This is a genomic window from Pseudomonas sp. 1912-s (assembly GCF_029269205.1).
Classification (GTDB): domain Bacteria; phylum Pseudomonadota; class Gammaproteobacteria; order Pseudomonadales; family Pseudomonadaceae; genus Aquipseudomonas.
Genome location: NZ_JARIXR010000002.1, coordinates 258,398 through 279,610, shown reverse-complemented (window position 1 = coordinate 279,610; position 21,213 = coordinate 258,398). Strand labels below are relative to the sequence as shown.

At 60.5% G+C, this 21,213-nt stretch carries 20 protein-coding genes; 12 read left to right on the top strand and 8 right to left on the bottom strand.

The annotated features are described in order from the left end of the window. Positions 1-136: 136 nt before the first annotated feature. The 3 genes from dgcA to P3C29_RS04070 form a co-directional block, all read right to left on the bottom strand. Positions 137-2,197 carry a dimethylglycine demethylation protein DgcA gene (gene dgcA / locus P3C29_RS04080; protein WP_275963943.1) on the bottom strand — a complete coding sequence of 687 codons (2,061 nt, stop codon included), beginning with the start codon at positions 2,195-2,197 and terminating at the stop codon, positions 137-139. A 15-nt stretch (positions 2,198-2,212) separates the two neighbouring features. After that, entirely contained in the window at positions 2,213-2,743 is a 531-nt protein-coding gene (locus tag P3C29_RS04075; RefSeq protein WP_201125557.1) for a DUF5943 domain-containing protein, read from the bottom strand. Positions 2,744-2,822: 79 nt separating this feature from the next. Then, complete coding sequence (locus P3C29_RS04070) at positions 2,823-3,800, bottom strand: dipeptidase (RefSeq protein ID WP_005792153.1); 978 nt, start codon at positions 3,798-3,800, stop codon at positions 2,823-2,825. A gap of 219 nt (positions 3,801-4,019) precedes the next feature. On the opposite strand from P3C29_RS04070, the gene P3C29_RS04065 reads away from it, so the two are divergent. Further along, on the top strand, positions 4,020-4,421 hold the full coding sequence (locus P3C29_RS04065) for a lysozyme inhibitor LprI family protein (RefSeq protein ID WP_010167522.1): 402 nt from the start codon (positions 4,020-4,022) through the stop codon (positions 4,419-4,421). A gap of 3 nt (positions 4,422-4,424) precedes the next feature. Here the strand turns inward: P3C29_RS04065 and P3C29_RS04060 are convergent, their stop codons facing one another. Together P3C29_RS04060 and P3C29_RS04055 are read right to left on the bottom strand one after the other, a co-directional pair. Next, positions 4,425-5,663, bottom strand: coding sequence for a type II toxin-antitoxin system HipA family toxin (locus P3C29_RS04060; protein WP_275963942.1), 1,239 nt, complete (start codon positions 5,661-5,663; stop codon positions 4,425-4,427). Then, the gene (locus tag P3C29_RS04055; RefSeq protein ID WP_201125559.1) at positions 5,660-5,956 is read right to left on the bottom strand and encodes a helix-turn-helix transcriptional regulator; all 297 of its coding nucleotides are present in this window, start codon (positions 5,954-5,956) and stop codon (positions 5,660-5,662) included. Before P3C29_RS04055 ends, P3C29_RS04060 begins: the two co-directional genes overlap by 4 nt. Before the next feature lie 239 nt (positions 5,957-6,195). Between P3C29_RS04055 and P3C29_RS04050 the strand changes: the two genes are divergently transcribed. Both P3C29_RS04050 and P3C29_RS04045 read left to right on the top strand, forming a co-directional pair. Next, a complete protein-coding gene (locus P3C29_RS04050) occupies positions 6,196-7,353 on the top strand; it encodes an MFS transporter (protein ID WP_275963941.1) in 1,158 nt (385 codons plus the stop codon). A gap of 38 nt (positions 7,354-7,391) precedes the next feature. Next, the gene (locus P3C29_RS04045) at positions 7,392-7,808 is read left to right on the top strand and encodes a DUF3010 family protein (RefSeq protein WP_275963940.1); all 417 of its coding nucleotides are present in this window, start codon (positions 7,392-7,394) and stop codon (positions 7,806-7,808) included. Positions 7,809-7,945: 137 nt separating this feature from the next. Here the strand turns inward: P3C29_RS04045 and P3C29_RS04040 are convergent, their stop codons facing one another. Continuing rightward, positions 7,946-8,890, bottom strand: a complete 945-nt coding sequence (locus P3C29_RS04040; RefSeq protein ID WP_169386959.1) for a GlxA family transcriptional regulator — start codon at positions 8,888-8,890, stop codon at positions 7,946-7,948. A gap of 193 nt (positions 8,891-9,083) precedes the next feature. Between P3C29_RS04040 and P3C29_RS04035 the strand changes: the two genes are divergently transcribed. The 6 genes from P3C29_RS04035 to P3C29_RS04010 all read left to right on the top strand — a co-directional run bounded on the left by P3C29_RS04035 (position 9,084) and on the right by P3C29_RS04010 (position 14,486). Beyond that, positions 9,084-10,028 carry a choline ABC transporter substrate-binding protein gene (locus P3C29_RS04035; RefSeq protein WP_010167531.1) on the top strand — a complete coding sequence of 315 codons (945 nt, stop codon included), beginning with the start codon at positions 9,084-9,086 and terminating at the stop codon, positions 10,026-10,028. A 74-nt stretch (positions 10,029-10,102) separates the two neighbouring features. Next, positions 10,103-10,990, top strand: a complete 888-nt coding sequence (locus P3C29_RS04030; RefSeq protein ID WP_275963939.1) for a 3-keto-5-aminohexanoate cleavage protein — start codon at positions 10,103-10,105, stop codon at positions 10,988-10,990. A gap of 142 nt (positions 10,991-11,132) precedes the next feature. Continuing rightward, positions 11,133-12,098, top strand: a complete 966-nt coding sequence (locus P3C29_RS04025) for an L-carnitine dehydrogenase (protein ID WP_017476440.1) — start codon at positions 11,133-11,135, stop codon at positions 12,096-12,098. A gap of 118 nt (positions 12,099-12,216) precedes the next feature. After that, positions 12,217-12,693 (top strand): thioesterase family protein, encoded by a 477-nt coding sequence (locus tag P3C29_RS04020; protein WP_201125564.1) that lies wholly within the window; start codon positions 12,217-12,219, stop codon positions 12,691-12,693. Positions 12,694-12,702: 9 nt separating this feature from the next. Further along, positions 12,703-13,863 carry a gamma-butyrobetaine dioxygenase gene (locus P3C29_RS04015; protein ID WP_275963938.1) on the top strand — a complete coding sequence of 387 codons (1,161 nt, stop codon included), beginning with the start codon at positions 12,703-12,705 and terminating at the stop codon, positions 13,861-13,863. A gap of 359 nt (positions 13,864-14,222) precedes the next feature. After that, positions 14,223-14,486 (top strand): hypothetical protein, encoded by a 264-nt coding sequence (locus tag P3C29_RS04010; RefSeq protein WP_003216918.1) that lies wholly within the window; start codon positions 14,223-14,225, stop codon positions 14,484-14,486. A 105-nt stretch (positions 14,487-14,591) separates the two neighbouring features. Here P3C29_RS04010 and P3C29_RS04005 read toward each other — a convergent pair whose 3' ends face one another. Both P3C29_RS04005 and P3C29_RS04000 read right to left on the bottom strand, forming a co-directional pair. Beyond that, the gene (locus tag P3C29_RS04005; RefSeq protein WP_003216915.1) at positions 14,592-15,695 is read right to left on the bottom strand and encodes a GlxA family transcriptional regulator; all 1,104 of its coding nucleotides are present in this window, start codon (positions 15,693-15,695) and stop codon (positions 14,592-14,594) included. A gap of 546 nt (positions 15,696-16,241) precedes the next feature. Further along, positions 16,242-17,618, bottom strand: a complete 1,377-nt coding sequence (locus P3C29_RS04000) for an L-serine ammonia-lyase (RefSeq protein WP_010167542.1) — start codon at positions 17,616-17,618, stop codon at positions 16,242-16,244. A gap of 437 nt (positions 17,619-18,055) precedes the next feature. Between P3C29_RS04000 and P3C29_RS03995 the strand changes: the two genes are divergently transcribed. The 3 genes from P3C29_RS03995 to choV all read left to right on the top strand — a co-directional run bounded on the left by P3C29_RS03995 (position 18,056) and on the right by choV (position 21,092). Beyond that, a complete protein-coding gene (locus tag P3C29_RS03995; protein WP_017476446.1) occupies positions 18,056-19,003 on the top strand; it encodes a choline ABC transporter substrate-binding protein in 948 nt (315 codons plus the stop codon). A 68-nt stretch (positions 19,004-19,071) separates the two neighbouring features. Next, on the top strand, positions 19,072-19,917 hold the full coding sequence (choW, locus tag P3C29_RS03990; RefSeq protein ID WP_010167546.1) for a choline ABC transporter permease subunit: 846 nt from the start codon (positions 19,072-19,074) through the stop codon (positions 19,915-19,917). Continuing rightward, a complete protein-coding gene (gene choV / locus P3C29_RS03985) occupies positions 19,914-21,092 on the top strand; it encodes a choline ABC transporter ATP-binding protein (protein ID WP_010167547.1) in 1,179 nt (392 codons plus the stop codon). Before choW ends, choV begins: the two co-directional genes overlap by 4 nt. Positions 21,093-21,213 lie beyond the last annotated feature (121 nt).

The following is a 21,213-nucleotide window of genomic DNA, read 5'->3' as shown; positions in this document are numbered from 1 at the left end:
CAGGTCTACTGTGAAACTGGCCCGAAATGTGGGAGCGGGCTTGCTCGCGAAGGCAGCGTGTCAGTCGATGCATCCAGTGGCTGACACACCGCTTTCGCGAGCAAGCCCGCTCCCACATTTGACCGAGTACACCTCGTCAGAAATCCTTGCACAGGCGCAGGGCGTCGTAGATGGCGGCGTGGGTATTACGCTGGGCCACACAGTCACCAATGCGGAACAGCAAGTACCCCTCGCCCGGCTCGCTCAGGCACGGTTGCGGCTTGATCGCGAACAGGGCTTCGATGTCCATCTGGCCCTTGTTGCGCGAGCCTTCCTTGAGCCCGTAATAGATCTCTTCATCCGGACGCACGCCGTTCTCGACCACCACTTGATCGACCACCCGTTCCTCTTTGGCCCCGGTGTATTCGTTCTCCAGCACCGCCACCAGCTTGTCGCCCTCGCGGTAGACTTTTTCCAGCATCATGTCGCCGGTCATGATCACTTCCTTGGGGTACATGCTGCGGTAGTACGTCGGGAACGACGTACCGCCGATAGCCACGCCCGGCTTGATGTCGTCGGTGACGATCTCGACCTGGCTGCCCTTGTCCGCGAGGAAGTCCGCCACCGACATGCCGGTGAACTCGCAAATGGTGTCGTACACCAGCACGTTCTTGCCAGGTAGCACCTTGCCGTCGAGCACGTCCCAGCTGCTGACCACCAGGCCTTCCGCCGCGCCCCAGTGTTCGTTCTGCTCCAGGAACGGATGACCGCCCACCGCCAGCACCACCACGTCCGGACGCAGGTCCAGAATGGTCGCCGCGTCCGCCGCCACGCCCAGACGCAGGTCGACGTTCAGGCGTGCCAGTTCCAGCTGGAACCAGCGGGTGATCCCGGCAATCTGGTCGCGTTGCGGCGCCTTGGAAGCGGTGGTGATTTGCCCGCCGATAAATTCTTTCTTCTCGAACAGCGTCACGTCGTGGCCCCGTTCGGCGGCCACCCGTGCCGCTTCCATCCCGGCAGGGCCGGCACCCACCACCACGACTTTGCGTTTTGGCCCGGTGGATTTCTCGATGATGTGCGGCACGCCCATGTATTCACGGGAGGTGGCGGCGTTCTGGATGCACAGCACGTCCAGGCCCTGGTACTGCCGGTCGATGCAGTAGTTGGCGCCGACGCACTGTTTGATCTGGTCGATCTGGCCCATCTTGATCTTGGCGATCAGGTGCGGGTCGGCGATGTGGGCGCGGGTCATGCCGACCATGTCCACGTAGCCGCCTTCCAGAATACGGGTCGCCTGGTTCGGGTCCTTGATGTTCTGCGCGTGCAGCACCGGGGCCTTGACCACTTCCTTGATCCCGGCCGCCAAATGCAGGAAGGGCTCCGGTGGATAACTCATGTTCGGGATAACGTTGGCCAGGGTGTTGTGGGTATCACAGCCCGAGCCGACCACGCCGATAAAGTCCAGCATGCCGGTGTCGTCGTAGTACTTGGCGATCTGTTTCATGTCCTCGTGGGACAAGCCGTCCGGGTGGAATTCATCGCCGCACAAACGGATGCCCACGCAGAAATCCGGGCCGACTTCCTTGCGTACCGCCTTCAATACTTCAAGGCCGAAACGCATGCGGTTTTCGAAGCTGCCGCCCCATTCGTCGGTACGCTTGTTGACTCGCGGGCTCCAGAACTGGTCGATCATGTGCTGGTGCACCGCCGACAGTTCCACACCGTCCAGGCCACCGGCCTTGGCGCGCGCCGCCGCAGTGGCGTAGTTGCCGATCACCCGCCAGATTTCTTCCGGCTCGATGGTTTTGCAGGTCGCACGGTGCACCGGCTCGCGGATGCCCGACGGCGACAGCAACGTGGGCCAATGCTCGCCATCCCAGCGCGAACGACGGCCCATGTGGGTAATCTGGATCATGATCTTGGCGCCATGCTTGTGCATGGCATCGGCCAGGTTCTGGAAGTGCGGGATGATCCGGTCATCCGCCAGGTTCACCGATTTCCACCAGCCTTGGGGGCTGTCGATGGCCACACTGGAAGAACCGCCGCAGATCGCCAGGCCGATCCCGCCCTTGGCTTTCTCTTCGTAGTACTTCACATAGCGGTCGGTGGTCATGCCGCCGTCGGTGGCATACACCTCGGCGTGGGCGGTACTGAGCACGCGGTTGCGGATGGTCAGTTTGCCGATCTGGATCGGCGCAAACATTGCTTCGAAAGCCATGGCAGGGTCCTCGACTTACAACGGCTTGACGGTGAACAGGCCGTCGTCGTGGCCCTCTTCGGAGCCGCCGTAGACCTGTTCCGCAACGGTGCGGACCTTGCTGCCGCGGGCTTCGAGGATCTGATCCATCGCGCCGGCAAACCAGCCGGTGAACATATAGTCGACCTTGCGCCCGACCTTGCCGTACACGTAGACGAATGCAGAGTGTTCGAGCTTGACGCTGGCGGTGCCTTTGTCGAGGTCGATGTCCTGGATCTTGAACAGGCCCCAGCCGCGTTGCGACAGGCGCTTCATGTAGTGCTCGAACACCGCGACGCCTTCCAGGCCGTGGCATTCAGCTTCTTTTTCACACCAGTGCCAGGCGGATTTATAGCCGGCCTTGTAGAGGATTTCGGCGTAGGCGTCGGCCCCCAGGACTTCTTCGATACCCATGTGGTTGTTGACGAAGAAATGGCGCGGCACGTACAGCATCGGCAGGGCGTCGGAGGTCCAGACACCGGTTTCGCTGTCGACTTCGATAGGCAATTGAGGGGCGATCTTGGCCATGGAAACTTAACTCCAAACAATTCGGTTTATTGCCCGCTGCGCGGACGGCAGCGGGAAAGGATTCAGAGGATGCGGTGGCTTATTCGCCCCAGACGTCCTTCAGGACGTTGACCCAGTTTTCGCCCATGATCTTGCGCACCACGCGCTCAGGATGGCCGCGCTTGAGCAGGGTCTCGGTGAGGTTGGGGAACTCGCCCACGGTGCGGATGCCCAGCGGGTTGATGATCTTGCCGAAGCTGGTCAGGCGGCGGGCGTAGCCCTTGTCGTGGGTCAGCATTTCAAAGAAATCCTGGCCATGGCCCTGGGTGAAGTCGGTGCCGATGCCGATGGCGTCTTCGCCCACGATGTTCATGGTGTATTCGATGGCTTCGGCGTAGTCGTCGATGGTCGAATCGATGCCCTTGGCCAGGAACGGCGCGAACATGGTCACGCCGACAAAACCACCGTGGTCGGCGATGAACTTCAGTTCTTCATCGGACTTGTTGCGCGGGTGCTCTTTGAGGCCCGACGGCAGGCAGTGGGAGTAGCACACCGGCTTTTTCGATTCGAGGATGACTTCTTCGGAGGTCTTGGAGCCCACGTGGGACAGGTCGCACATGATGCCGACGCGGTTCATCTCGGCGACGATCTCGCGACCGAAGCCCGACAGGCCACCATCGCGCTCGTAGCAGCCGGTGCCCACCAGGTTCTGGGTGTTGTAGCACATCTGCACCACGCCAACCCCGAGCTGCTTGAAGATCTCGACGTAGCCGAGCTGGTCTTCAAACGCATGGGCGTTCTGGAAGCCGAAAATGATGCCGGTCTTGCCCTGCTCCTTGGCGCGACGGATATCGGCGGTGGTTTTCACCGGGATCACCAGGTCGCTGTTCTCGCGGATCAGGGTCTGGCTGGCCACGATGTTGTTAATGGTGGCCTGGAACCCTTCCCATACCGACACGGTGCAGTTGGCAGCGGTAAGGCCACCCTTGCGCATGTCTTCGAACAGGTCGCGGTTCCACTTGGCAATGATCAGCCCGTCGATAACGATGCTGTCGGCGTGCAATTCGGCTGGGCTCATCAGGCGTCCCCTTATTGGCGATTCATGCGCCGAATCGTCTGCCGGCGCTTTGGGGCCAGCATATGCCCCGGGGCAGAAGGAGCCGGGTGCAAAAACGACAAGGGAATTGCCGAAAGCGTCAATCCGCGACAAAGGCCAACATGACATCTCCGACGGGTATCTGTTCTTTGTCTTACGCTTGAGCCAGAATTTGCTCATCAACTGATATGAGACGGCGCAATGAAATCGATTTTCCTGGCTTTGGCACTCATCGCAACCGGCGTGCACGCGGCTGAAGACACCGACAACACGCCTTGCGATGGCATCGAGAACGACAAACAAACCCTGGAATGCGCCACCTACAACAAAACCACCGCCGAGCAACTGCTCAAGGATAACTACCAGGGGCTGCTGGAACGCATGGGTTCGACCTATGGCAGCAACAAGACGCAGCTGGCGGACATTACCGCTCGTCTGAAGGATGCCCAGCAGAAGTGGGAAAAGTTACGTGACGCGGATTGCGCCGTGGATACGTTCCCGGCGGTGGCGGGCAGCAAGGAGTACGCGATCCAACAGAATGACTGCCTGGCGCGGATGAGTGATGAGCGGTCGGAGTTTTTGGAGTCGATCGGGCAGGAATAAGCGTTAGAAGTCTTTCCATACCGAGTTAAGCGTCAGCAGCACTTTTTCCCGCTGGACCTTATCAACCTCGAAGTCGGCACAGTGCTGATTCCATTGCGATAACGCGTCCAGGGTCTGCTCGATGTAAAGCTCAGGCTCCAGAAAGCTGAATGGCTTGCAGACTTCGATGATCACCTTGCGTGTCGGGTGGCCGGCGCCCGCAAACGCCGTGGTGTGCTCGTTGCCGCGACCACTGGTGCTGGAAAATGTCAGGTCGTACGCCGGCGCCATGTGCCAGCCATTGGCTGAGCCAAAGAACGAGAAGTTTTTGGCGTGATCGTCCCGGTTGTGGGCAAGCGCGTTGAACACCATCAGCCGCGCCATTTTCTGCACCTGGCTGGCATCCTGGGTAATCGCGAATGTGAGGCGCAACAGGTCGCCGTAATCCAGGCTGGGCATGCGGAAGTCTGCGTACAGAATCGCAGCGGCTGTCAGCATGTGCCGGCGGATGGCGCCGTCACGGTCAAAACGGCGAGTGACAAAGAAACGCTCAATGCCCGTCGGTGTCGAGACCTCTAACACGTCCGAGGCGGAAATTTCGACGCCGGCACTGCGAGCCGTGATTGCGTAAACCTGCTCGATCGCGCCGCTGTCGCGATGCTCGTCCTGGCTGCGGAATTTGATCAGCCAGTGTTCGTATCCATTCGGCATCTCACCAAATGAAGAAATGGCCCGGGACTTGTCAGGCGACAGCCCGATGACCGCCTTGGGACGGGCACCGCCGGGCGAACCACCGGCGAAACGCAATGATTCAATCACTTCACAGGTCTCACCCGACAGAACGTCCTGGGAGGCCTGGTAGAGAGAGGCCAGATCCAGGGCCGCCTGATCGGGATCCTTTTCGAACATAGGCACGTATTCCAATGCCCCCATGCTCCGGTCGCCCATGTAGGCCAATCGGTCCAAAGGTCCCAACGCATGCCGCTCAATCGCCATTGAGCGGCGAAAGAAACGATCCATCAGCAGTAACCCCCAACCATCGGGCAGGGAGTCGCTGAAAGCACCCTGCAGCCCATTGAACAGCGTGGTATCCGCAGCCAGCTGAGGCCTTGATGAAAACTCCATGTGCAGGGGCGCCAGATTGAACCCCTTCAACAGCCAGCTCGGGTCATAGGCGAAATACAGGCCTTTACGGGGGATATCGACCAACTCACCCACCCGGGAACCTTGCAACATGACGTGGAGCGCAGTGACCGGTTTCATTGACGACCTCGAAGCCTGGTGTGATTTTTCAGTTCTTGAAGGCTGGCCGGTGCTGGCGCGCTGAACAACTGGGCCAGTTGCTCGCCGACGCCCAGGCTCATTGCAATCAATAACAGCGCATCCAGGGAAACCTTACCGGTTGTCTCGAAACGCTTGATCGTGGACTCGGGCACCCCGGATTTGGTCGCCAGTGCCCGTCGAGAAAGGTTTTTACTCAACCGAAGCGCTTTGGCGTTGCCGGCGATCAGCAGGGCGATCTCACCGGGGGCGTAGAGGATATGAGTAAGGGCCATGGTTCGACTTCCGGTGGAGTGTGAGCAAGTGTAGCAACGATAAAAATAATGAAACTGTAATGGATAACAGATTATCTATAATCACAAAATAATCATCATAACGGACAACATTTTATCCCTTATTATTAAATATTTTTGTGCATCTTTAAATTCCGGTCCGGCCTCGAGCAATTTTGTTGACTTGCCAGTCAATCACATTGCCCGCCATGATCAGCGCCCATTTCTACCAATGCCGCCCCATGAACCCACGCATCTACCTCCTCGCCCTCGCCGCCTTCGTCGCTGGTATCGATGAAAACCTGGTGGGCGGGATTCTGCCGCTGTTGTCCCGGGAACTGGACGTCACCCTGAGTGCTGCCGGGCAGCTGACGGCGGTGTTTTCCCTGACCTTTGCCCTGTGCGCCGCGCCCCTGCTGTCGCTGACGTCGCGCATTGAACGGCGCTCCCTGCTGATTGCCGCGTTGCTGACCTTTGCGGTGGGCAACCTGGGCTCCGGGCTGGCGGTGAATTACTGGATGCTACTGGTCTGTCGCATCATCAGCGCGGCCAGTTGTGCGTTGGTAGTGGTGCTGGCGTCGACCCTCTCGGCATCGCTGGTGGACGCCCGCTTGCGTGGGCGGGCGATCGGCATTGTGTTCATGGGCATCAGCGGTTCGCTGGTGCTTGGGATTCCGCTGGGGATTGCCGTAAGCGAGTCGCTCAGTTGGCGTGCGCCGTTCCTGCTGCTGGCACTGCTGGCGGTGGTGATCGCCGCCCTGTTGCGCTTGAGCCTGCCGACGTTTGCCAGCCGCCCGCCCACCTCGTTGCGTGATTACTGCAGGCAACTGGTGATTCCCAAGCTGCTGTTGGCGCAACTGGTGTCGATCTTGCTGTTGACCGGGCATTTTGTGCTGTTCGCCTACCTGGCGCCTTATGTGCAACAGACCATGGGCATCCATGGCGCTTCCTTGAGTTATCTCTATGTGTTCTTCGGCATCGCGGCCATCAGCGGTGGTTATTGCGGCGGCTGGCTGTCGGACCGGCTGGGGTTCAAGCGCGCGCTGGTGTTGATCCCGGCGCTGTTCACCCTGGTCATGGCGTTGCTGCCATGGGCCACCGGTTCGCTGGCGAGTTTCCTGGCGCTGTACGCGTTGTGGATGGCGTTGAGCTGGACCATCTCGCCGGTGGTGCAGAACTATTTGCTGCACACCGCACCCGAATCGGGTGAGGCCAATGTGGGGATCAACACCTCGGCGATGCACCTGGGCGTGGCCTTGGGCGCGGCACTGGGTGGTGTGGTGATCGCCAAGGGCAGCCTGGAAATCACGCCGCTGGTGGGTGCACTGGTGACTGCATTGGCCCTGGGGGCCGCGTGCCTGAGCCTGATGGCCGGAGCGCGCCAACCGGCTCGGGCCTGATACCATTCGGGCCCTCTCCACTTTTCCAAGGCGCCCCCATGACTATCTGCGGCATCGAAATCAAAGGCAGTGAAGCCATCATCGCCGTCGCCTCGCTGGACGGCCAGGCACTGAGCCACGTTGCCCTGGCCACCAAGAAAATAGCCCTTGAAGACGATGATGAGGCGTCCAACGTCAAGGCCTTCGCTGCTCAGGTGAGTGCGTTTGTGCGGGAAAACGCGATCACGCGGATCGCGATCAAGAAGCGCAGCAAGAAAGGCGAATTCGCCGGTGGCCCGACCACGTTCAAGATTGAAGGTGTGTTTCAGTTGCTGGACGGTGTTGAGGTGACGCTGTTGTCCCCACAGACCATCAACGCGCAGAGCAAGAAACACGACTTTGCCCTGCCGGCGACGCTGAACAAGTATCAGCATGAGGCTTACAAGGCTGCATGCTCGGCACTGATGAAGAAATAAGCCACACCACACATCCCCTGTGGGAGCGGGCTTGCTCGCGAATGCGGTGTATCAGTCATACAAGTGTCGACTGACACACCGTATTCGCGAGCAAGCCTGCTCCCACATTTGATCTGCATTGTTCTCGAGAGCGGTGCTCACACCGCTTCCCGTCGCCGATCCTCCCTCGGGCACTTGGCAAACCTCGCCCGGTAACTGCGGGTGAAATACGACGGCGACTCAAACCCGCAGGCGATGCTCACCTCCAGCACACTCATGTCGCTCTGGCGCAACAATTGCCGCGCCTTCTCCAGCCGCAAGCCCAGGTAGAAATTGCTCGGCGTGTCGTTCAGGTGCAGCCGAAACAGCCGCTCCAATTGCCGCCGCGTCACCTTGATCGTCTCCGCCAGCGCCAGTGTGCTCAGCGGCGGTTCGGTGTGCTGCTCCATCTCGCCAATCACCTGCACCAGCTTCTTGTTGTTGATGCCGTAGCGCGTGGCGATCTGCATGCGTTGGTGGTCTTTGCGCGGGCGGATGCGGCCGAGCACAAACTGTTCGGACACCTGGATCGCCAACTCCGGCCCATGGGCCTGGCTGATCAGGTCGAGCATCAGGTCGATGGACGCGGTGCCGCCCGCCGAGGTGATGCGCCGGCGATCGATCTCGAACAGCTCCTGGGTCACCGTCAGCTGTGGATAAGATTCCTTGAAGGCGTCGATGGCTTCCCAGTGCAGGGTCAGGCGGTGGCCGTCGAGCAGGCCCGCTTCGGCGAGCACGCAGGCGCCGGTGTCGATGGCGCCCAGGGTCACCCCATCGTGGTCAAGGCGTCGCAGCCAGTGTTCCAGGGCCGGCGTGGCGAACTTCAGCGGTTCGAAGCCGGCCACCACCAATAGGGTCGCGCCCTTCTTCAATGGCTCCAGGGCGGCGTCGGCGTTGACCGACATGCCGTTGCTCGCCAGCACCGCGCCGCCGTCGGCGCTCAAGACGTGCCAGCGGTACAGTTCGCCACGAAAGCGATTGGCAACCCGCAGCGGTTCGATCGCGGAGATAAAGCCGATGGCGGAGAAACCCGGCATCAGCAGAAAGTAGAAATCCTGGGACATGGAGCGCTCTCGTAGGACGGACAGCGTGGTCACTGTGATACGCCAGTTCAATCGGTCATTCAAGGGGGCAGGTCGCTGCAGTGCAAGAGCTGGTCGCCGCCGTGCGTTTTGTCGCCTCTGAAGCTGCGTAACTTGGCTGCACGGCGCACAAAGACGCCGGAACCCACAATAACAACCTGCCGAGGGAACCACCATGAACCGACTGATCAGCCGCTGCGTGCTCGCACTCAGCGCCAGCGCCATTTTGAGCACCAACGTCATGGCAGCCGATGCGGCTTCTTGCCAGAACGTGCGCATGGGCGTGGTGAACTGGACCGACGTAATCGCCACCAGCGCCATGACCCAAGTGTTGCTCGACGGCCTCGGCTACAAGACCAAACAAACCAGCGCCTCCCAGCAAATCATCTTTGCCGGGATTCGCGACCAGCGCCTGGACCTGTTCCTGGGCTACTGGAACCCGCTGATGACCCAGACCATCACCCCGTTTGTCGACGCCAAGCAGGTCAAGGTGCTCGACAAGCCGTCGCTGGAAGACGCCCGCGCGACCTTGGCGGTGCCAACTTACCTGGCTGACAAGGGCCTGAAAACCTTCGCCGACATCGCCAGGTTTGAAAAGGAACTGGGTGGCAAGATCTACGGCATCGAACCGGGCTCGGGAGCCAACACCCAGATCAAGGCGATGATCGCCAAGAATCAATTTGGCCTCGGCAAATTCCAGCTGGTGGAATCCAGCGAGGCCGGCATGCTCGCCGCCGTCGACCGCGCCGTGCGCCGCAAGGAAGCCGTGGTGTTTTTCGGCTGGGCGCCGCACCCGATGAACGTCAACGTGGCCATGACTTACCTCACCGGCAGCGATGATGCCCTGGGCCCGAACGAAGGCATGGCCACCGTGTGGTCGGTCACTTCGCCGACCTACGCCGAGCAATGCCCCAACGTGCACAAGTTGCTGAGCAACCTGACCTTCACCGCCGCCGACGAGAGCCGAATGATGCAGCCGCTGCTGGATCACAAGGACGCTCTCGAATCGGCCAAGCAATGGCTCAAGGATCACCCGCAAGACCAGCAGCGCTGGCTGGAAGGCGTGACCACCTTTGACGGCAAACCGGCCGCCGCCAACCTGCAATTGACCAGCAAATAACCTTTTCTGAATCACCGTTTCGCAGCCGCTCCCGGCTGCGAACGGCATCACCACGCCTGTAAGGAACCTGCCTCATGAACCACGACGTCATCATCACCTGCGCACTCACCGGTGCTGGCGACACGACCGCCAGAAGCCCTCACGTGCCGGTCACTCCCAAACAAATCGCTGCCGCTGCGGTGGAAGCAGCCAAGGCCGGTGCCACCGTGGTGCATTGCCACGTACGCGACCCCGAAACCGGCAAGTTCAGCCGCGACGTGGCGCTGTACCGCGAAGTGATGGAGCGCATCCGCGAGGCGGACGTCGACATCATCGTCAACCTCACCGCCGGCATGGGTGGCGACCTGGAAATCGGTGGCGGCGAGAACCCCATGGAGTTCGGCCCCAACACCGACCTGGTCGGCCCGTTGACCCGCCTGGCCCATGTGGAAGAACTGTTGCCGGAAATCTGCACCCTCGATTGCGGCACCCTGAACTTCGGTGATGGCGACACCATTTACGTCTCCACCCCGGCGCAACTGCGGGCGGGCGCCAAGCGTATTCAAGAGCTGGGCGTAAAAGCCGAGCTGGAAATTTTCGACACCGGTCACCTGTGGTTCGCCAAGCAGATGATCAAGGAAGGGTTGCTCGACAACCCGCTGTTCCAGCTGTGCCTGGGCATCCCATGGGGCGCGCCGGCCGACACCACTACCATGAAGGCCATGGTCGACAACCTGCCGACTGACGCGGTGTGGGCCGGCTTCGGGATTGGGCGCATGCAGATGCCAATGGCGGCGCAAGCGGTGCTGCTGGGCGGCAACGTGCGGGTCGGCCTGGAAGACAACCTGTGGCTGGACAAGGGCGTACTGGCCACCAACGGCCAACTGGTGGAACGCGCCAGCGAAATCCTCAGCCGCCTGGGTGCACGGGTCATGACCCCTGCCGAAGGCCGGATCAAGATGGGTTTGACCAAGCGCGGCTGACTGTTCCGAACAGCACCGAACCTTGTGGGAGCCGGGCTTGCCCGCGATTGCGGTACACCTGCACCGAATACAGCTGCTGACACACCGCTATCGCAGGCAAGCCAGCTCCCACATTGATCACCGAACTCTTTAGGAATTTGCCATGAGCTTTATCACTGAAATCAAAACCTTCGCAGCGCTGGGCAGCGGTGTTATCGGCAGCGGCTGGGTGTCCCGCGCCCTGGCCCACGGCCTGGATGTGGTGGCCTGGGACCCGGCGCCCGGCGCCGAAGCGGCCCTGCGCAAACGTGTCGCCAATGCCTGGGGCGCCCTGGAAAAACAAGGCCTGGCACCCGGCGCATCGCAAGACCGTCTGCGCTTTGTGGCCACAATTGAAGAGTGCGTGAAAGACGCCGACTTCATCCAGGAAAGCGCTCCGGAACGCCTGGAATTGAAGCTGGAATTGCACAGCAAGATCAGCGCGGCGGCCAAGCCGAATGCGTTGATTGGTTCGAGTACGTCGGGGCTGTTGCCGAGTGAGTTTTATGAAGGCTCCACGCACCCGGAACGCTGCGTGGTGGGTCACCCGTTCAACCCGGTTTACCTGTTGCCGCTGGTGGAAGTGGTAGGCGGTAAAAACACTGCACCCGAAGCCATTCAGGCGGCGATCAAGGTGTACGAATCCCTCGGCATGCGCCCTTTGCACGTGCGCAAAGAGGTGCCCGGTTTTATCGCCGATCGTTTGCTGGAAGCCTTGTGGCGTGAGGCGTTGCACCTGGTTAACGACGGGGTGGCAACCACCGGCGAGATCGACGATGCGATTCGCTTTGGCGCCGGTTTGCGCTGGTCATTCATGGGCACATTCCTGACGTACACCCTGGCAGGCGGCGATGCCGGCATGCGGCACTTCATGGCGCAGTTCGGCCCGGCCTTGCAGTTGCCGTGGACCTATTTGCCGGCCCCGGAATTGACCGACAAGTTGATCGACGACGTGGTGGACGGCACCAGCGATCAGTTGGGCAAACACAGCATTTCGGCGCTGGAGCGCTATCGTGATGATTGCCTGCTGGCGGTGCTGGAGGCGGTGAAGACGACCAAGGAAAAACACGGCATGACCTTCGCCGAATAACGGCTGTTGATTTCCTGTGGGAGCTGGCTTGCCTGCGATGGCGGTGGCGAATCTTGCACCGTCATCGCAGGCAAGCCAGCTCCCACATTTGACCGAGTACATACCCGGAACCCATGACATGCCCGCACTCACCACCTACACCACCAAAGTCCTCCCCGAGTGGGTCGACTACAACGGCCACCTGCGCGATGCGTTCTACCTGCTGATCTTCAGCTACGCCACCGATGCGCTGATGGACACCCTGGGCCTGGACAGCGAAAACCGCGAAGCCAGCGGCCACTCGCTGTTCACCCTGGAACTGCACCTCAACTACCTGCACGAAGTGAAGCTGGGCGCCGACGTCGAGGTGCACACCCAGCTCATCGCCCACGACCGCAAGCGCCTGCACCTCTATCACAGCCTGCATCGGGTGGGCGACGAGAAGGAGTTGGCCGGCAACGAGCAAATGCTGCTCCACGTCGACCTCGCCGGCCCGCACTCGGCGCCATTCAGTGACGCGGTGCTGGGCAAACTTGCAAGCATCAGCGCCGAACAAACCGACCTGCCGAAGCCCGCCCTGCTCGGCCGCGTGATTGGACTGCCACCCCAAAAATAAGGAATCGCCATGCAAACCGCCGCCGCTGTTGCCGACTTCCGTACTTACCCGCTGATCAGTGACCTGGCCGACGTGCAGGTGCACGGCGATCACCTCAGTGTGCGATGGGCCGATGGGCGGGTCAGTCCATTCCATCACCCGTGGCTGCGGGACAACTGCCCGTGCCCTGTTTGCGTCTACAGCGTGACCCGTGAACAGGTGCTGGAAATCGTCGATGTGGACGAAAACCTCACGGCCCTCAGTGCGCGTATCGACCAGGGTTTGCTGACAGTGGAATGGAGCGGTGGGCATCGCAGCCAATACGATCCCGGGTGGCTGCGGGCGCACGCCTACGACGATGAATCCCGCGCCGAACGCCGGGCTGCCAAACCGAAATCCCTGCTGTGGGACCGTACGTTCGAGCTGCCCGTATTCGACTACGCGGCGCTGATGGAAGACCCGAAAGCCCTGCTGCAATGGCTGCTGGCTTTGCGAGACAGCGGCCTGACCCAAGTGCGCGGCGCGCCCACCGAACCCGGCTCACTGGCGCTGATCGCCAAGCGCATTTCGTTCATCCGCGAGAGTAATTTCGGGGTGCTGTTCAACGTGCAATCCAAGGCCGATGCCGACAGCAACGCCTACACCGCATTCAACCTGCCGCTGCACAGTGATTTGCCGACGCGGGAGCTGCAACCCGGGCTGCAATTCCTGCACTGCCTGGTCAACGACGCCGACGGTGGCGAGAGTATTTTTGTCGATGGTTTTGCCATTGCCCGGGCCTTGCGCGATGAAGACCCCGAAGCCTTTCGCGCGCTGTGCGAGATCCCGGTGGAGTTTCGCAACAAGGACCGTCACAGCGACTATCGCCGGCTGGCGCCGATCATCGCGCTGGATGCCTTGGGAGAGGTCGCCGAGATTCGCATGGCCAACTTTCTGCGCGGTCCGTTTGAAGCGCCAGCCGCGCAGATGCCGTTGCTGTATCGCGCCTATCGGCGGTTTATAGCGATGACCCGGGAAGACCGTTTTCGACTGGTCAAACGCCTGAACCCGGGCGAGCTGTGGTGCTTTGATAACCGCCGCACCCTGCATGCGCGCAATGCGTTTGACCCGGCGTCCGGCGCGCGGCATTTCCAGGGCTGCTATATCGATCGGGATGAGTTGTTGTCCCGGATATTGGTGTTGCAAAGGTAGACCGCCATCGCAGGCAAGCCAGCTCCCACATTTTGATTTGTGAATACTTTCAAATGTGGGAGCTGGCTTGCCTGCGATTAGGCCAGTTGCAACCCCACAAATCCCAGCCAAAAAAAGCCCCGATCCAGCCGTGACAGGATCGGGGCAGAGTGCTTTGTGTGAGCGGTGCATCCCGAGGGTGACCAAACCTTCAAGCTGCTTGCTGGGTTCCAGTGTGCACATTCCGCGCGTTCATAAATGGCCCGAAAACGACCTGTTCATAGGTGTCCCGGACATTCGCGCATTCAGGCCTTGCCGACTCGGTGATGGCCTACCAGAATCGAACTCAATCCCCCGCTCCCCTAACCAGGATAAACGTCATGATGCACGCGGATTTGATTGACCAGGATGACCTGCTGGGCCAGCTGCGGTCGTTGGGTTTCGAAGTGTCCAGCGGCGCGACCGCCGAGCAGGCTTGTGAATGCGCGGTACGCGGTTTGAGTGCGGCGCGGGCCAAGGCACTCAAGGGTATGGTTGAGCAGATGTACACCGGCAGCGCGACGATTTTACCGGCGGTGAGGCAAGCGATCGACAAGCAGCTGTTGCCGGCGTTGGTACAATTTCGGCAGAACTCCGGCGCCTGACAGACCGCTATCGCGGGCAAGCCCGGCTCCCACATTGATCGGTGTTTTGAGCAATAACTCGGTCAAATGTAGGAGCTGGCTTGCCTGCGATGCAGGCGACCCGGTCTAGAGCCTTACACTCGCAAACGTCGACTCATTGCGCGCCTGGCTCAACGCCGACAACGGCCCGGACAACGGTGACAACACCAGCGCCTGCGGAATCGGCATCATCGCAACCTGTTGCGTGGTGTTGGAACCCACGCGCTCATCCCGCGGCGGAATGCCGAAGTATTCGCGATAGCACTTGGAGAAGTGCGGCGTGGAGACAAACCCGCACACCGACGCCACTTCGATGATCGACATCGGCGTTTGCTTGAGCAACTGCCGCGCACGAATCAAGCGCAACTTGAGGTAGTAGCGCGACGGCGAACAGTGCAGGTATTTCTGGAACAACCGCTCCAGCTGACGCCGGGAAACCGCGACGTACACCGCCAGCTCATCGAGGTCGATCGGCTCTTCCAGGTTGGCCTCCATCAGCGCGACGATTTCCTGCAGTTTCGGCTGGTTGGTGCCGAGCATGTGCTTGAGCGGCACACGCTGGTGATCCTGTTCGTTGCGGATGCGCTCGTACACAAACATCTCGGAGATCGCCGCCGACAATTCACGGCCGTGGTCGCGGCTGATCAGGTGCAGCATCATGTCCAGCGGCGCGGTGCCGCCCGAACTGGTGAAGCGGTTGCGGTCGAGGGTGAACAGGCGTGTGCTCATCGCCACGCGGGGGAAAGCTTCCTGCATCGACGCCAGGCATTCCCAGTGCACGCTGCAATCAAAACCGTCCAGCAGGCCGGCGCAAGCCAGGGCCCAACTGCCGGTGCACACCGCGCCGAGGCGACGGGACTGGCGCGCCTGGCTTTGCAGCCACGACACATGTTCACGGGTCACGGTGCGCTGGATACCCACGCCGCCGCAGACAATCACAGTGTCCAGGGCCGGGGCTTTGTGCATGGAAGCATCGGGGGTGATTTGCAGACCGTCGCTGGCCCACACCTGGTTTCCGTCGACACTCAACGTCGTCCAGCGATACAGCTCGCGGCCGGAAAGTTGGTTGGCCATGCGCAGCGGTTCGACTGCGGAGGCCAGGGAAATCAGCGTGAAATTGTCCAGCAGCAAAAAGCCGATGGATTGAGGCGCACGGTTCTGGGGTTGAGCCCCTGAGTTGAACGACGTCATCGCGGTATCTCCTCACACAAAGCGGGTGATGGCCTCAGGCGAGGCTCTTGTTATTGCGCTCATCACCTTAAGGAAACTCCTGTGGCGAGAGGCTTTGTATTGATAGAGCAAATGCCATGCCTAAAGTTGAATGCACATTCAATAACTCCTGAAAACGACCTCATGACGTGTCTATATAAGCCCGCGCATGGAGTGGGGGATATGACCCAGAAAAGACGCGAGAGAACGCAGGCTCAAGGTGTGTGAGCAGATCGGTAGCACTTGTGGGAAGGGAGAGAAACGACGTGGGAAAAGTCTGTCACCACAGGCACGGGTGACGGATGGTCATGGAGCGAAATCGTTCGGGAGCTACTTATCTAATTGCGACGCGCTAAAAGGTGGCGCTTTTGGTTCGGGTGTTCACTTTATGAGCAGGCTGTTCTTCTGTGGCGAGGGAGCTTGCTCCCGCTGGAGTGCGAAGCGCTCCCAAGATTTTGGGGCTGCTGCGCAACCCAGCGGGAGCAAGCTCCCTCGCCACAGCAAGCTCCCTCGCCACATAAAGCCGGATCAACACTCGACGGCACTCACCGCCAAACCACCCCGCGACGTTTCCTTGTACTTGTCATGCATATCCGCCCCGGTATCGCGCATGGTGCGGATCACCCGGTCCAGCGAGATAAAGTGTTGGCCATCACCCCGCAGCGCCATCTGCGCCGCGTTGATCGCCTTCACGGCGGCAATTGCATTGCGCTCGATGCACGGCACCTGCACCAGCCCGCCTACCGGGTCGCAGGTCAGGCCAAGGTTGTGCTCCAGGCCAATCTCCGCCGCGTTGCATAACTGCTCCGGCGTCGCCCCGAGGATCTCTGCCAGCCCCGCCGCCGCCATGGCGCACGCCGAGCCGACTTCACCCTGGCAGCCGACTTCGGCACCCGAGATCGACGCGTTCTTTTTACACAGGATGCCCACCGCCGCCGCGCCGAGGAAATAGTCGACCACGTTGGCCTCGGTCACCTCTTCGCTGAATTTCATAAAGTAGTGCAGCACCGCCGGGATGATCCCCGCCGCGCCATTGGTAGGAGCCGTGACCATGCGCCCGCCGGCGGCGTTTTCTTCATTCACCGCCAGGGCAAACAGGTTGACCCACTCCATCGCGCTCAAGGTTGAGCCGATCACATTCGGCTTGCCCAACTCCTGCAAGCTGCGGTGCAACTTGGCGGCACGCCGCCGTACATTGAGCCCGCCGGGAAGAATGCCTTCGTGCTTGAGGCCCTGCTCCACGCAATCCTGCATGGCGCGCCAAAGCTTCATCAGGCCGCTGCGGATCTCGTCTTCCGAGCGCCAGGTTTTTTCATTCGCCAACATCAGTTCAGCGACCCGCAGGTTGTGGGTCTTGCACAGCTGGAGCAACTCCACCGCGCTGGAAAAGTCATAGGGCAGCTCGGTGCGGTCCATGTCTGCCACACCGCTGGCGGCCTGGGCTGCATCCACTACAAATCCACCGCCTACGGAGTAGTAGGTGTCGCGGTGCAACTCACCGTTATCACCAAACACCACCAGGGTCATGGCATTGGGGTGGAAGGGCAGGTTCTCGTCGATCAGACGCATGTCTCGCGCCCATATGAAAGGCACCGGCAAACGTGCGTCCAGCAGCAGCGTGTTGGTCTCGCGCAGGGTTTCGATGCGGATGCCGATTTGCGACGGATCAATCGCGTCCGGCCACTCGCCCATCAGGCCCATGATCACCGCGTTATCGCTGCCATGCCCGATGCCGGTGGCCGACAAGGAGCCATACAGCTGAACTTCGACGCGCCTCACTTGTTCCAATACATCACGTTCACGCAGTCCTTGAACGAACAACGCCGCGGCGCGCATGGGGCCGACGGTGTGAGAACTCGAAGGCCCAATGCCGATCTTGAACAGGTCGAAAACGCTGATAGCCATTGCCGTGAAACTCCTCGATGAGCACAGGCCAGGCGTGAAAAAACGCCTGGTGACGGAGCTGCTACGCTCATGTCGCAATCCGCCGAGATGCGGCCATCATCAAGCTTTTGCTGGTGCTCACGGCGTCTCACACCGACGTACCCATGCTCATCAGCGCCGCTGTTGTGGAAGGCGACGTTTTGGCCGTTTTTTGCGGTGCAGATCGGTAAAAAGTGCAGTTTTGCCGTGGAAAAAATCTGTAAGCGACGTCACCGACACTGGATACGACCATCCCTGTACTGGATACGACGCCCCCTGTAGGCGTCAGATTTTCACTGGTACATGATCAGTCTCGACTCGTTTGCACAGTTGCGTGGCAGAGCTGTGCCGCACGCCCAACCGCAACACCTATAAGCGCGGTGTGATCGCCGCCAGAAAAACACCAGGAGTCCACCCCCATGAAAGGTTCCCCGTCGTTGTTGTTGGCCGCCATGCTGAGTCTGCCAGTCCTGGCTCACGCTGCAGAACCGGCGCAATGCCAGACCGTCAACTTCTCCGATGTCGGCTGGACCGACATCACCGTCACCACCGCCACCACCAGCGAAGTCCTCAAGGGCCTCGGCTACAAACCCCGCACCACGATGATTTCCGTTCCGGTGACCTACAAGTCCCTGGCTGACGGCAAGAACATGGACATCTTCCTCGGCAACTGGATGCCGACCATGGAAAACGACATCAAGCAGTACCGTGATGCCGGCACCGTGGAAACCGTGCGCGCCAACCTGGAAAACGCCAAGTACACCCTGGCCGTACCGGAAGCGCTGTACAACAAGGGCCTGAAAGACTTCGCCGACATCGTCAAATTCAAGGATGAACTGGGCGGCAAGATCTACGGGATCGAGCCGGGCAACGACGGCAACCGCACCATCCAGACCCTCATCGACAAAGACGCCTTCGGCCTGAAAACCGCAGGCTTCAAAGTGGTCGAATCCAGCGAAGCCGGGATGCTCTCGCAGGTGGAACGCGCCACCAAACGCGACCAGGCCATCGTGTTCCTCGGCTGGGAACCGCACCCGATGAACACCCGCTTCAAGATGAAGTACCTGACCGGGGGTGATGATTCATTCGGCCCCAACTACGGCCAGGCCACCATCTACACCAACGTTCGCAAGGGCTACACCCAGGAATGCAGCAACGTGGGTCAGTTGCTGAAAAACCTGTCGTTCACCCTGAACATGGAAAGCACCCTGATGGGTAACGTCCTGGACGACAAGATGAAGCCTGACGCAGCCGCCAAGGCGTGGCTGAAGAAGAACCCGCAAGTGCTCGACACCTGGCTGGCCGGTGTGACCACTGTCGATGGCAAACCAGGACTGGAGGCCGTCAAAGCTTACCTCGCCAAGTAAACCGCTGACCCCGGGCCGGTACGCTGGCCCGGGATGTTTTTCCTCTTCGCATGTGGACATTCACTACCATGCTGACTGAACATAAAATCCCGCTAGGCCAGTACATCGCTGCCTTCGTTGAATGGTTGACCCAACACGGGGCCAGCTACTTCGACGCAATCGCATCGACCCTGGAAACGATGATCCACGGCGTGACGTTCGCGCTGACCTGGTTCAATCCGCTGGCATTGATCGGTCTGATTGCGCTGCTCGCTCATTTCATTCAACGCAAATGGGGCCTGACCGTTTTTGTCATCGCCTCCTTCCTGCTGATCCTGAACCTGGGGTACTGGCAGGAAACCATGGAGACCCTGGCGCAGGTGCTGTTCGCCACCCTGGTCTGCGTGGTGATCGGTGTGCCGCTGGGCATTGTTGCCGCGCACAAACCGATGTTCTACACCCTGATGCGGCCGGTGCTCGATCTGATGCAGACCGTACCGACCTTCGTCTACCTCATCCCTACCCTGACCCTCTTCGGGCTGGGTGTGGTGCCCGGGCTGATTTCCACGGTGGTGTTTGCGATTGCCGCGCCTATCCGTCTGACTTACCTGGGTATCCGTGATGTACCGCAAGAGTTGATGGACGCCGGCAAGGCCTTTGGCTGCTCGCGCCGTCAGTTGCTTTCGCGGATTGAACTGCCCCACGCCATGCCGAGCATCGCCGCCGGCATTACCCAATGCATCATGCTGTCGTTGTCGATGGTGGTGATCGCGGCCCTGGTGGGCGCCGACGGCCTCGGCAAACCGGTGGTCAACGCGCTGAACACCGCCGACATCGCCCTGGGCTTTGAAGCGGGCCTGGCGATCGTATTGCTGGCCATCATGCTCGACCGCATCTGCAAACAACCCGACGCCAAAGTAGGGGGTGATGCATGAGCATTATCCGATTCGAAAATGTCGATGTGATCTTCTCCAAGGACCCTCGCGAGGCGCTCAAGCTGCTGGACCAGGGCATGACGCGCAACGAGATCCTGAAAAAGACCGGGCAGATCGTCGGCGTTGAAAACGCCAGCCTGGATGTAGAGAAAGGCGAGATCTGCGTGCTGATGGGCCTGTCCGGCTCGGGCAAGTCGAGCTTGCTGCGCTGCATCAACGGCTTGAACACCGTCAGCCGCGGCAAGCTGTTTGTGGAGCATGAAGGGCGCCAGATCGACATCGCTTCCTGCACCCCCGCCGAGCTGAAAATGATGCGCACCCAGCGCATCGCCATGGTGTTCCAGAAGTTCGCCCTGATGCCCTGGCTGACAGTGCGCGAAAACATCAGCTTCGGCCTGGAGATGCAGGGTCGTCCGGAAAAAGAACGGCGCAAGCTGGTGGACGACAAGCTGGAACTGGTGGGCCTGTCGCAGTGGCGCAACAAGAAGCCCGACGAGCTTTCCGGCGGCATGCAGCAGCGCGTCGGCCTGGCCCGCGCCTTGGCGATGGACGCCGATATCCTGCTGATGGACGAACCCTTCTCCGCACTCGACCCGCTGATCCGCCAGGGCTTGCAGGATGAGTTGCTGGAACTGCAACGCAAGCTGAGCAAGACCATCGTATTTGTGAGCCACGACCTGGATGAGGCGCTGAAACTCGGCAGCCGTATCGCGATCATGAAAGACGGCCGGATCATCCAGTACAGCGTGCCGGAAGAGATCGTGCTGAACCCGGCGGACGACTATGTGCGGACCTTCGTGGCCCACACCAATCCGCTGAATGTGTTGTGTGGCCGCAGCCTGATGCGCACGGTAGACAACTGCACCCACGTCAACGGTTCCATCAGCCTGGACCCGGGTGGCGACTCGTGGCTGGACCTTGCAGAAGGCAACACCATCAAGGGCGCGCGACAGAACGGCGCAGTGCTGAACTTGCAGAACTGGGCACCAGGGCAATCGGTGGAAGGTTTGGGCCGGATGCCGACGTTGGTGGATTCCAATATCGGGATGCGTGAAGCGTTGCAGATTCGCTATCAGACCGGGAACAAGCTGGTGCTGCAGGACAACAACAAGGTGGTGGGGATCCTGGGTGACAGCGAGCTCTACCACGCTCTCTTGGGCAAAAACCTGGGGTAAATCCTCCTGAAGGAACGGGGTCAATGTGGGAGCTGGCTTGCCTGCGATAGCTGCAGTGAATTCACCACTGCAATCGCAGGCAAGCCAGCTCCCACATTTGACCCCATTCCAACCTTGGAAC